Source organism: Duganella sp. BJB476, assembly GCF_003416895.1.
Lineage (GTDB): Bacteria > Pseudomonadota > Gammaproteobacteria > Burkholderiales > Burkholderiaceae_D > Rugamonas.
This window is the reverse complement of sequence record NZ_QVIO01000001.1, coordinates 596,181-607,728: the sequence shown is the minus strand read 5'-3', so window position 1 is coordinate 607,728 and position 11,548 is coordinate 596,181. Positions and strand designations below refer to the sequence as shown.

Annotated in this window: 9 protein-coding genes; 6 read left to right on the top strand and 3 right to left on the bottom strand. The window is 70.7% G+C overall.

Annotated features, from left to right (window positions below):
- Window positions 1–88 precede the first annotated feature (88 nt).
- Both D0T21_RS02730 and D0T21_RS02725 read right to left on the bottom strand, forming a co-directional pair.
- Entirely contained in the window at window positions 89–601 is a 513-nt protein-coding gene (locus tag D0T21_RS02730; protein ID WP_301546326.1) for a GGDEF domain-containing protein, read from the bottom strand.
- Between the two features lie 15 nt (window positions 602–616).
- The gene (locus tag D0T21_RS02725) at window positions 617–1,945 is read right to left on the bottom strand and encodes a hypothetical protein (RefSeq protein WP_147328019.1); all 1,329 of its coding nucleotides are present in this window, start codon (window positions 1,943–1,945) and stop codon (window positions 617–619) included.
- A gap of 263 nt (window positions 1,946–2,208) precedes the next feature.
- Here D0T21_RS02725 and D0T21_RS02720 point away from each other — a divergent pair, with 263 nt between their 5' ends.
- The 6 genes from D0T21_RS02720 to D0T21_RS02695 all read left to right on the top strand — a co-directional run bounded on the left by D0T21_RS02720 (window position 2,209) and on the right by D0T21_RS02695 (window position 10,186).
- Entirely contained in the window at window positions 2,209–4,140 is a 1,932-nt protein-coding gene (locus D0T21_RS02720; protein WP_158567950.1) for a glycoside hydrolase family 27 protein, read from the top strand.
- An 87-nt stretch (window positions 4,141–4,227) separates the two neighbouring features.
- Window positions 4,228–5,355 carry an SIS domain-containing protein gene (locus D0T21_RS02715; protein ID WP_116988290.1) on the top strand — a complete coding sequence of 376 codons (1,128 nt, stop codon included), beginning with the start codon at window positions 4,228–4,230 and terminating at the stop codon, window positions 5,353–5,355.
- On the top strand, window positions 5,342–6,292 hold the full coding sequence (locus D0T21_RS02710; protein WP_116988289.1) for an ROK family protein: 951 nt from the start codon (window positions 5,342–5,344) through the stop codon (window positions 6,290–6,292). The genes D0T21_RS02715 and D0T21_RS02710 overlap by 14 nt, the downstream gene beginning before the upstream one ends.
- Complete coding sequence (locus D0T21_RS02705; protein WP_116988288.1) at window positions 6,289–7,581, top strand: D-tagatose-bisphosphate aldolase, class II, non-catalytic subunit; 1,293 nt, start codon at window positions 6,289–6,291, stop codon at window positions 7,579–7,581. Before D0T21_RS02710 ends, D0T21_RS02705 begins: the two co-directional genes overlap by 4 nt.
- The gene (locus tag D0T21_RS02700; RefSeq protein ID WP_229211308.1) at window positions 7,575–9,374 is read left to right on the top strand and encodes an MFS transporter; all 1,800 of its coding nucleotides are present in this window, start codon (window positions 7,575–7,577) and stop codon (window positions 9,372–9,374) included. Before D0T21_RS02705 ends, D0T21_RS02700 begins: the two co-directional genes overlap by 7 nt.
- Window positions 9,371–10,186, top strand: coding sequence for an NAD(P)-dependent oxidoreductase (locus D0T21_RS02695; protein ID WP_116988286.1), 816 nt, complete (start codon window positions 9,371–9,373; stop codon window positions 10,184–10,186). The genes D0T21_RS02700 and D0T21_RS02695 overlap by 4 nt, the downstream gene beginning before the upstream one ends.
- Here the strand turns inward: D0T21_RS02695 and D0T21_RS02690 are convergent.
- Window positions 10,177–11,460, bottom strand: a complete 1,284-nt coding sequence (locus D0T21_RS02690; RefSeq protein WP_116988285.1) for an MFS transporter — start codon at window positions 11,458–11,460, stop codon at window positions 10,177–10,179. The two genes, D0T21_RS02695 and D0T21_RS02690, sit on opposite strands and share 10 nt — an antisense overlap.
- Window positions 11,461–11,548 lie beyond the last annotated feature (88 nt).

Here is an 11,548-nt window from a genome sequence, read left to right as displayed (position 1 = left end):
CACCACAAGTTCCGTCAAGAATAACACCCCCGGCAGCTCCTGCGCGACAAAGCAACTGTCCGCTTCAACGGCAACAACTTGCGATCCGCTAGCCGGCGTCGTCGGCCGCGCAGCAGTTGCGGCCCGACGCCTTGGCGCGGTACAGCGCGGCGTCGGCACGGCCTTGCGTGGCTTGCAGGTCGGCATCGCCATGGTTGAACATGGCGATGCCGATGCTGACGGTCTGGGTCAGCGCCTGTCCATCGTCGAGCTGCACCGCCATGGCGCCGATCGCCTTGCGGATCCGCTCGGCGGCCTGCCACGCCGCCTCGGCCGGCACGTCGGGCAGCAGCACCGCGAATTCCTCGCCGCCCAGCCGCGCCGGCAGGTCGCTGTCGCGCAGCGTGTTGCGCTCCGCGTCGGCCACCGCCGCCAGCACGCGGTCGCCGGCCAGATGCCCGTACGTGTCGTTGACGCGCTTGAAATGATCCAGGTCCAGCGCCAGCAACGCCAGCGGCCGGTTGTGCAGGGTCGCATTGGCGGCCATCAGCACCGCCTGCTCGTCAAAGCCGCGCCGATTGACCAGTCCGGTGAGCGGATCGCGCATGGCCTGGTCCTGCAGCTTCGCCAGGCGGTTTTACTGATCGGTGACGTCCATCAGCGACAGCAGCCAATAACGTTGCACGCCGTATTCTTCCACCGTCAACGCCTGGCAATGCGCCAGCGCCAGGAACATGCCGTACCGGCCCAGCATCGGCACGGCATCGACCGTGCCGGCGCCGGTCAGCGCCCCCCAGTCGGCCGCCTGCATAAACAGGCGCACGACGGGATCGCCTTGGCTGGCCACCGCGCCGAAGCGCTCCAGCAAGCTGGCGTTGCCGATGCTGATGCTGCCGTCGGCGCGGTCGATCAGCGCCATCGGGGCCGGCATGGTATCGAGCACCTTGCGCACCAGGCGCAGCGCCTGCGCGGCACGCGCCGCCGCGATGCGGTTGCGGCGTTCGGCCGCCAGGTAGTAAGCGAGCAACACCAGCAGCGCGACGCTGATGATCAGGTTCAGCACGGTACTGCGCAGCCAGCCCTGGCGGTAGTCGCCAGTGGCGTGGCCGTATTGCACCACCCAGTAGTCGGCGCCGCTCGACCAGGGCGGCGCGATCCGGCGCAACGCCACCATGCGGGTCAGGCCATCGCGCGGCGACTCGATGTAGGCCACCGATTCGTAGCCCGCCACCGGCTGGCCGTTGACCGGCAGGCGCTGGTTGGGCGCGACCACGCCCTTGCCCGGATATTCGCTCAGCAGCGTGCCGCCGGCGTCGAGCGTCATCGCCTCGGTATGCGGCAGCATCGCCAGCCGGCTGGCCCAGTCCCGCATGATGGTGTGGGGCGCCATCAAGAACACCGTGGCGGTGACGGCGCCATGCCGGTTCCAATGGGGCTTCAGCACCGCCAGCACCTGCCCCCGGCGGCCCGGCAACAGCATCGAGCCGGAGGGCCGCTGCGGCCGCGCCAGCATGGCACGCAGGTCGGGTATCACGTTGTACACCGGGAAACCGGTCTCGCCCAGGATGGCGCCGTCCGGCGCGATGATCGCCAACTCGCTGCCGGGCATCAGCGTGGACAGTCCCAGGCCCACGCTTTTCAGTTGCCGCAGGCCGTCCGCCGACAGCGCGCCGCCGTCGTCGACGGTATCGACGATGGCGTCCATCTGGCCCAGCACGTTGCGCATGACGGCGAAGCGCTCGGTGATGGTGCTGTCCAGCAGCCGGACGCCGGCATCCAGCCGGGCCGCCGTGACTTGCTCGTTTTCGCGGAAGTCGAGCCAGGTCTGGCCGCTGTTGAGCACCACGCACAGGACGATCACCGCCGACAGGATCTGCCCCGGCCGGCGCGACAGGCCGGCGCCGCGCTCGCCGAGAATGGCGGCGCGCGCCAGCGGTTGTTCCAACAAGGCGTCCATAGTCTTCATCGTGCTCCTCCCATCCCACCATCTTGAGGGATGGCGTCGACTGCCGACGACGCCTTGCGAGACAAATGCTTACCATTTGATGACAGCGCCCCGCGCGCCGAAACAACGCTTCAGCGCTAAACCCCATTACCGAGCTTGACCAGCTTGCTTTCACGCTGATATGCTAACGTTAACAGGTAACGTTAACACCTGTCCGGTTCATCATCCAGGAAATTTGAAACCCAACAAGTTTTTCACCGAGGATCAATATGCGCACGAACCAAATGTCTCAAGTAGTCAACGCCATCCAGCCGAACAGCATCGGTTTGGCCGTGAAGCTCGCCCTGTCCGGTTTCGCCACGCTGGCGGCCGCGACGCCGGCGCACGCCGTTTCGCTGCCGGGCAATATCGCCGACCACACCCTGCAGGGCGTGCCGAGCATGGTGGTGCGCCCCGGTTCGTGGCGCGAGACCAACGACACCCTGGTGCGCCAGGTCGCCGATGGCCTGGCCAGCACCGGACTGGCGGCCAAGGGCTGGAACATCGTCGCGGTCGACGACGACTGGATGGTCCGCACCGATTGCACCGACTGGGACACGGCCAAGACCGCGGTGCCCAACTGCGCCGGCGGCCGCGACGCCAGCGGCCACCAGATCGCCTCGCCGAGCAAGTACCCGCAGGGCATACAGGCGACCATCAACTATGTCCATTCCAAGGGACTGAAGTTCGGCATCTACACCGACGGCGGCAGCAAGACCTGCGATGGCGGCGCCGCGATGAACGCCGCCAGCGGGCCCACTTACTTCACCGGCGACGCCAACTACTACGCCAGCATGGGCGTCGACTATATCAAGAGCGACTACTGCTACAACATCAACAACAGCTCCAACGGCTGGCCGCTCACCACCGACAACGACGCCACCATCGCGGTCGACGCCTATCGTCAAACCGCGCAGGCGGTCGATGCCGCCAACAGCGCGTACGGCAGCCACATGGTGCTGACGCCGTCGCCGGCCGCCTACTTCAACTGGAACAACAACGCCACCGGCACCGCCGCGTTCCAAAAGGTCTTGAACGGCCTGGCCTTGTACGCCCAACAGTGGCGCATCGGCGGCGACAATGGCGGCAGCACCTGGGCCGCGATGCTGACCACGGTGGACCAGGCGGTCGGCGCCGCGGCCTACGCCCGCGCCGGCCACTTCAACGACCTCGACCAGCTGGCCATGGGCAAGGGTTCGTTGACCACGGCCCAGGGCCAGTCCGAGTTCAGCATCTGGGCCGTGCTGGCCGCGCCGCTCAACATCAAGGTCGGCGTCACCACCGGGCTCACCCCGCAATTGGTCAGTGACGCCGGCAACGCCGACGTCATCGCCATCAGCCAGGACCAGATCGGCGCGCAGGGCAAGCGCATCGTCAACGACGCCAACACCTCGGTGTTCGCCAAGCCGCTGGCCAACGGCGACTATGCCGTGCTGCTGTTGAACAAGTCCAGCAGCGCCCAGACCATCGCCACCACCGGCTTGGCCGTGGGCAGCTCGGCGACCCAGTTCAGCCTCACCGACCTGTGGTCCAAGGCCGTCACCACCAGCGGCGGCGCCATCTCGGCCAGCGTGCCGGCGACCAGCGCCGTGCTGTACCGCCTGCATCCGAGCTCGAACGCCTACAGCGCCTGGCGCCAGGCCCGCAACGCCACCTCGATCAGCGACGACGACGCCTCCACCGCCGCCTGCTTCGACAGCAGCTGCGGCAGCTATTCCGCCGACGCGCTCGCCGCGGCCGGCGTGGTGGCCGGCGGCAGCGTCACGATCAACGGCCAGACCTTCACCAACTGGGTCGGCGGCGGCGCCGGCCAGCTCGACAGCATCGTGGCGCGCGGCCAGACCATCGCGTATTCCGCCGTCGGCCGCAGCTACCTCGGCTTCCTCGGCGCCTCGAACGGCGGCGACCTCTCCGGCACGCTGACGCTGAACTACAGCGACGGCAGCAGCGCCAACGTCACGCTCGGCTTCCCCGACTGGCAAACCGTCAACCCCGGCGCGTTCGGCGACAGCAGCGCCAGCATCACGAGCTACAGCAACACCCAAACCAAGGCGCAAGCGAGCGGCAACCACTTCCTTTCGCACGCCAAGTTCCCGCTCCCTAGCGGAAAAAATGTGATCTCCATTACCTTGCCCAACCAGCCGGCACTGCGCATCTTCTCCATCACCACTTCCTGATAAGGCAGCAAGACCACGGGGCCGCGCCGGCCCCGTCACCATTTTTCATCGCCCAAAAAAGATAACGTTAACACAGGAAGCTCATCCATGACTCATTTGCACACCCTGGAAACCGCCCGCTGGGACGCCTGCGGCGGCCTGCACACCGCGCAGGAAATCGCCCAGCAACCGGCGGTCTGGCGCCAGCTGGCCGAGCAGTTGCTGGCGCTGCCGCCGGCCTGGCGCGCCACGCTGGAGGCCACGCTGGCCGACCCGCGCGGCCAGGTGATCCTGACCGGCGCCGGCACCTCGGCCTATATCGGCGAAATCCTGGCCGACAGCCTGGAAGCGGCCTGGCCGGCCCAGGTGCGCGCCATCCACAGCACCACCCTGCTGTCCCATCCGGCGCTATTCCTGTGCGCCGGGCGGCCGCTGCTGGTGGTATCGTTCGCGCGCAGCGGCAACAGCCCGGAAAGCCAGGGCGTGGTCGAGCTGGTGCGGGCCCAAGTGCCGGGCGCGCAGTTCCTCAACATCACCTGCAGCGCCGACGGCCAGCTGGCGCGCGCCAACGCCGGCCAGGCCGACAGCATGACCTGGCTGCTGCCGCCGGCCAGCTGCGACCGCGGCTTCGCCATGACCTCCAGCTTCAGCACCATGCTGCTGGCGGCGCTGGCCCTGCTGGGCCGCCCCGCGCCGGCGCAGGCCGCCGAGCGCATCGGCCAGCTGGCCGCGCTGGCGGCGCACTGGCTGGCGCAGCAGGCCGAGAACTGGCGGGCGCTGGGCCAGCGCAGCGCCGACCGCATCGTCTACCTCGGCAGCGGCCCGCTGGAAGCGCTGGCGCGCGAGGCGTCGCTGAAAGTGCTGGAGCTGAGCGCCGGCCGCATCCTGGCGGTGGCCAATTCGCCGCTCGGCTTCCGCCACGGCCCCAAGGCCATGCTGACCGCCGACACGCTGGTGTTCCTGTTCTCCAGCAGCGAACCGCAGGCGCGCCGCTACCAGCAGGACTTGCTGGACGAATTGCGGCGCGACGGCCTGGCCGGCGCGGTCGACTGCATCGACCTGGAGGCGGCCTGGCTGGACGATTGCTGGCGGGCCCCGGTCTACGTGCTGTTTGCCCAGGTGCTGGCGCTGCACCAGTCGATGCGCCTCGGGCTGACGCCGGACAACCCCTTCCCGGACGGCAGCGTCAACCGCGTGGTGCAGGGCGTGACGGTGTATCCCTATGCGGCCCCCTGAGCTGTTCTACGGCATCGACCTGGGCGGCACCAAGATCGAACTGGTGGCCTGCGACGCCGCGCTGCAGGTGGTGTACCGGCGCCGCATCGCCACCCCGCACCAGGACTTCGACACCTTGCTGGCGGCGCTGGCCGGGCTGGTGCTGGCCGCCGACGCCGAGCTCGGCACGTGCGCGCCGCTGGGCCTGGGCATCCCCGGCATCATCGACGCCGCCAGCGGCGCCCACCTGAGCACCAATGTGCCGGCGCTGTGCGGCCGCCAGCTGCTGCCGGCGCTGCGCGCGCAACTGCGGCGCGGCGTGGTCATGGGCAATGACTGCCAGTGCTTCGCCCTGTCCGAAGCGCACGGCGGCGCGGCCGCCGGCCAGCCCAGCATGCTGGGCCTGATCCTCGGCACCGGCGCCGGCGCCGGCTATTGCGCCGACGGCCTGCTGCTGGCCGGCCGCCAGGGCGTGCTCGGCGAGTGGGGCCACTGGCCGCTGGCGCCGGCGCTGCTGGCGCGCCATGGCTTGCCGCCGTGGCCCTGCGGCTGCGGCGCCAGCGCCTGCCTGGAACGCTACCTGTCCGGCCGTGGCGTGAGCGCGCTGCACCAGCACCTGTCCGGCCAGGCCGGCGCCAGCGCGGCGCAACTGGCCGAGCGCCGCGCGGCCGGCGACGCCGCGGCGCAGGCGGTGTATGCGCTGCACCTGGAACTGCTGGGCGCGGCCATCGCCACCCTGGTGCTGGCCTACGATCCGCATGTGATCGTGCTGGGCGGCGGCCTGTCGCGCCTGCCGCACCTGTACCGCGAACTGCCTGCCGCGATCGCGCCCCACCTGCTGAGCGGCCTGCGGCCGCCGCCGATTCTGCCGCCGATGTTCGGCGACGCCGGCGGCGCCCGCGGCGCCGCCCTGCTGGCCCGCCAGGCCGGCACCCACCTTGTTACGGAGCACGCATGACCATCCTGTCCCAACTCATCCAATCGCGCCAGGCCGGCCAGCACGTCGGCCTGGCCAGCGTGTGCTGCACCAATGCCGAGGTGCTGCTGGCCGCCATGGCCGTCGCGCTCGAACATGACAGCCCGCTGCTGATCGAAGCCACCTCCAACCAGGTCGACCAGTTCGGCGGCTACACCGGCATGCGGCCGGCCGACTTCGTCGCCTACGTGCACGCGCTGGCGCAGCAGGCCGGCTTCCCGCCCGAGCGCCTGCTGCTGGGCGGCGACCACCTCGGCCCGAACAGCTGGCAGCACCTGCCGCCGGAGCTGGCGATGCGGCACGCCCGGGTCCTGATCAGCGCCTATGCGCAGGCCGGCTTCAGCAAGCTCCACCTCGATTGCAGCATGGCCTGCGCCGGCGATCCGCTGCCCCTGCCCGACGCGCTGGTGGCGGCGCGCGCCGCCGAACTGGCGGCCGTGGCCGAGCAGGCGGCCGCGGCCGCCTGCCGGGCGCCGCCGGTGTATGTGGTCGGCACCGAGGTGCCGCTGCCCGGCGGCGAGGCCGCGCTCGGCAACGGCGTCCAGGTCACCCGCGCGGAAGCGGCGGCCGCCACGCTGGCGGCGCACCGGCTGGCGTTTGCCGAACGCGGGCTGGGCGACGCCTGGCAGCGCGTGATCGCGCTGGTGGTGCAGCCGGGCGTGGATTTCGACCACAGCCAGGTGCAGGACTATGATCCGGCCGCGGCCAGCGGCCTGGCCGCCATGCTGCATGGCCAGCCGCTGGTGTACGAGGCCCATTCCACCGACTACCAGTCGGAGGCGGCGCTGCATGCGCTGGTGCGCGACCACTTCGCCATCCTCAAGGTCGGCCCGGCCGCCACCCATGCGCTGCGCGAAGCGAGTTTCGCGCTGGCCGCGATCGAAGCGGTGCTGGTGCCCGTCGAGCAGCGCTCGCATCTGGAGGAAGTGCTGGACCGCTGCATGCAGGAGCAGCCGCGCCACTGGCACAAGCACTACACCGGCGGGCCGGCGCAGCTGCGCCTGCTGCGCGGGTTCGCGCTCAGCGACCGCAGCCGCTACTACTGGAACGAGCCGCCGGTGCAGGCCGCGCTGGCGCGGCTGCACGCCAACCTGGCGGCGCAGCCGCTGCCCTTGCCGCTGCTGAGCCAATACCTGCCGGAACAACTGGCCGCGGTGCGCAGCGGCGCGCTGCGCGCCACCCCGGACGCGCTGGTGCGCCACAAGGTGGGCCAGGTGCTGGCCCGCTACGCGCGCGCCTGCCACCGCAACGCGGCGCCGCAGCCATGCTGAGCGCTGCTCACACCATGACGCGGCCGCGCCTGGCGGACAGCCCGCAAGCCCAGACCCGCTTCCTGCTGCTGGTCGCCGGCCTCGGCGGCCTGCTGTACGGCATCGACGTCGGCATCATCGCCGGCGCCCTGCCCTATCTGGAAGCGAGCGCCGCCACGCTGTGGCAGCTGACCCCGCAGCAGCTGGGCTGGGTGGTGGCCGCCGTGCTGGGCGGCAGCGTGCTGTCCTCGCTGGGCGCCGGCGCGCTGGCCGACGCCTGCGGCCGCCGCCGCGGCATGCTGCTGGCCGGCCTGCTGTTCAGCGCCAGCATCCCGGTGATCGCGCTGGCCCAGGGCTATCTGCCGCTGCTGCTGGGGCGCGTGCTGCAAGGCGTCAGTGGCGGCCTGATCGGCGTGATCGTGCCGCTCTACCTGGCCGAGAGCCTGCCGGCCGCGGTGCGCGGGCGCGGCACCGCGCTGTTCCAGCTGATGCTGACCATCGGCCTGGTGCTGGCGGCGGTGATCGGCCTGCTGGTGGCCAGCCAGGTCGAGACCGCCGCGCGGCTGGTCCCGGCCAGCCTGGGCGCGGTGCAGGACGCGGCCTGGCGCCGGATTTTCTGGTTCAGCCTGGCCCCCGGCGTGGCCTACACGCTGGGCGTGCTGGCCCTGGCCGAATCGCCGCGCTGGCTGCTGCAGCGCGCCCGGCCGGCCGCGGCGCTGCGGGCGCTGCAACGCACCCGCGCCCCGGCCGCCGCCGCCGCCGAGCTGGCTGCCATGCGCACCGAGCAAGCCGCAACCGACGCCGGCGACGGCGGCAGCCTGCTGCAGCGGCGCTACCTGCTGCCCTTTTTGCTGGCCTGCCTGATCCTGGTGTGCAACCAGGCCACCGGCATCAATTCCATCCTGGCCTACGCGGTCACGCTGCTCGACCAGGCCGGCCTGAGCGGCAGCCGCGCCAACCAGGGCGACCTGGCCTTGAAGCTGGTCAACGCCCTGGTGACGGTGGTGGCGGTGGTGCTGGTCGACCGCAAGGGCCGCAAATTCCTGCTGATGCTGGGCAGCGGCGGCATCGTGCTGTCGCTGCTGGCGGCCGGCCTGCTGCTGCGCAGCGGCGAGGCGCAACAACAGGACGTGCGGGCGCCGCTGGCCGCGCTGGTGCGCGCCAACGGCTTGCGGGCCAGCGCGCAGCAATTGGGCGCGCTGGCGCAGCACGGTCGCTACCAGCTCGACATCGCCTACCGCTACGGTCCGCTCACGCTGGTCAAGACGGTGCGCGACGGCCAGCCGCTGGACATCGCCGCGCCCACCAGCGTCGACGGCGACGGCGCGCTGGGGGCGGCCCTGCGCCGCCTGCATCTGAATCCGCTGCCGGCGCTGGACGGGGCGCTGGGCGCGCCACTGCTGATCGAACGGGCCCGGCTGGGCGCACCGCCGCCGGCGCGCCACGGTTGGCAATTGCTGGCCTGCCTGCTGGGCTTTATCGCCAGCTTCGCCATCGGCCCCGGCGTGTGCGTCTGGCTGGCGCTGTCGGAACTGATGCCGACCCGCATCCGCTCCAACGGCATGAGCGTGGCGCTGCTGCTGAACCAATGCGTCTCGACCCTGATCGCCGCCGTGTTCCTGCCGACGGTGGGCCGCTACGGCAGCGCCAGCATGTTCTTTGCTTGGGCCGCCTGCAGCGTCGTCTATTTTCTGGCCGCCAGCCTGCTGTTACCCGAAACCCGCGGCAAGACGCTGGAAGAAATCGGCCGCCATTTCACCGCGCGCCCGGCGCGCGCCCCAACACCAACCATCCCGGAGACCAGCACACCATGAGCGACCACCCCAAACCCTTCCAGCGCCTGTTGCTGACCGGCGCCGCCGGCGGCCTCGGCCGCGTATTGCGACCGCATCTGGGCCAGTGGGCCGAGGTGGTGCGGCTGTCCGACCTGGACGGCCTGGGCCAGGCCGGTCCCGGCGAGGAAATCGTCCATGCCGACCTGGCCGACCGCGGCGCCATGCTGCGGCTGCTGGACGGCGTCGACGCCGTGCTGCACTTCGGCGGCATTTCGGTGGAGGCCGGCTGGAACGCCATCCTGCAGGCCAACATCGTCGGCGTGCACCACCTGTACGAGGCGGCCCACGCGGCCGGCGTGCGGCGCGTGGTGTTCGCCAGCTCCAACCACGCGATCGGCTTCCATCCGACCACCACCCAGCTGGACGCGGACAGCCCGACCCGGCCCGACGGCTTGTACGGCGTCAGCAAATGTTTTGGCGAGCAGCTGGCGCGTTTTTACTACGACCGCTTCGGCCTCGAAACCGTGTGCCTGCGCATCGGCTCGGCGTTCCCGCAGCCGGCCACGCGGCGCATGATGGTGACCTATCTGCACTACGAGGATTTGATCGAGCTGATCCGCTGCTCGCTGTTCGCGCCGCGCGTCGGCCACACCATCGCCTACGGCATGTCGGACAACGACGCGCTGTGGTGGAACAACAGCAAGGCCGCGCACCTGGGCTACCGGCCGCGCCACAGTTCGCGCGTCCATGCCCACCTGTTCCCCGACAGCGCCGCCTATCCGGCCGCCGACGACCGCGCCAGCCAGTACCAGGGCGGCCCGTTTGTCAGCACCGGCCCGTTCTACGACTGAACCCAGGCCCGGCCGCGCGCCAGCCGCGCGGCCGCATGGCGCCGCAACAGCCGCCACCACAGCAGCACGCCCAGCCCGGCCACGCCGGCCTCGACCAGGAACAGCAGCCGGTAGTCATGGCCGGCGCCGTCCAGCGCCGCGCCCATGGCCACCGTCGACACCACCGCCAGCAGCGCCGTCACCGCCGCCGACAGCGCCGCCAGTTGCGAAAAGCGCGCCTGCGGCAGCATCGCCGGCAGCAGCGCCGCCGTGCCGGTCAGGAAGGCGCCGGCCAACACCCCGTGCAGCACCAGCGCCACCAGGAACGAGCTGCGCCCGGCCACGCCGGCCCAGGCCCCCAGCATCGCCAGCGCATACAGCGCCAGCACGGCGCCGCCCACCCGCAAGGGATGGAAACGGTCGGCCAGCCAGCCCAGCGGCCAGGCCAGCACGATCGAAATGCCATAGGTCAGCGCGATGGCGCGGCCGAAGCTGGCCGCATCCACCCCGAACTGGGCGCGCGCATTGTAGCTGTTGATATTCAGCGGCAGCACCGCGATCGCGGCCAGCGCCACCGCCGCGAACAGCAGCGCCAGCTCGCCGGCCGGCCCCGCCGCCGCGGCCGGCGCCCGGGCGCCCGGCGCCGGTTCGCGCACGCCCAGGCACACCGCCAGCATCGCCGCCAGATAGGCCGCGGCCAGGCCGATCAGCAAGGGCCGGAACCAGGAAGTCAGGCTGTTATCGAAAAAACAGGCGAAAAAGGCGGCGCCGGTGGCCAGGCTGACGATGCGGAACAATGCGCAAAAACGCCCCAGGATGTGGCGCGGCACGGTGTCGTTGATCAGCGCCAGGAACAGCGTGTTGCCGACGCAGGTGGCGACATCGAACACGCTCCAGCACACCACCATGGCCACCACGATCCAGCGCGTGGGCTCGGCGCTGCCGGCCAGCGCGCGGCCCGCCGCCTCGCTGTACGCCAGGCCCAGCATGGCGCACGCGGTCAACAGGCTGGTCGGCAGCAGGAAGGGAATGCGCCGCCCCCAGCGCGTCGCGCTGCGGTCGCTCCAGGCGCCAATGGCCGGGCTGATGGTCAGCGCCGCCAGCGCCGGCAAGGCGCCCAGCAGCACATTCAACAGGATCGCGTTCTGGCTGAACAGCATCAGCTGCGCCTTGAACAATTCCTGCACCGCGCGCTCTTTCAGCGACCAGCCCAAATCCCCCAGCAAGAGCAGCGCGCACAAGCTTATCCACCCGCCGCGCATATGGCGGGCCGCCTCCATCAGTTGCTTGATCACCTGTCATCTCCGGCACACACTGCCATTACTATACGGCAGTGTGTGCCGGAATCCCAAGGCCGATCAGGCCGCCAGGGGCGGGAATGGC

Coding starts and splice junctions, on each gene's coding strand:
- D0T21_RS02710 (WP_116988289.1), top strand. CDS start 5,342: ATGCGGCCCCCTGAGCTGTTCTACGGCATCGACCTGGGCGGCACCAAG.
- D0T21_RS02725 (WP_147328019.1), bottom strand. CDS start 1,945: ATGAAGACTATGGACGCCTTGTTGGAACAACCGCTGGCGCGCGCCGCC.
- D0T21_RS02715 (WP_116988290.1), top strand. CDS start 4,228: ATGACTCATTTGCACACCCTGGAAACCGCCCGCTGGGACGCCTGCGGC.
- D0T21_RS02700 (WP_229211308.1), top strand. CDS start 7,575: ATGCTGAGCGCTGCTCACACCATGACGCGGCCGCGCCTGGCGGACAGC.
- D0T21_RS02705 (WP_116988288.1), top strand. CDS start 6,289: ATGACCATCCTGTCCCAACTCATCCAATCGCGCCAGGCCGGCCAGCAC.
- D0T21_RS02720 (WP_158567950.1), top strand. CDS start 2,209: ATGTCTCAAGTAGTCAACGCCATCCAGCCGAACAGCATCGGTTTGGCC.
- D0T21_RS02695 (WP_116988286.1), top strand. CDS start 9,371: ATGAGCGACCACCCCAAACCCTTCCAGCGCCTGTTGCTGACCGGCGCC.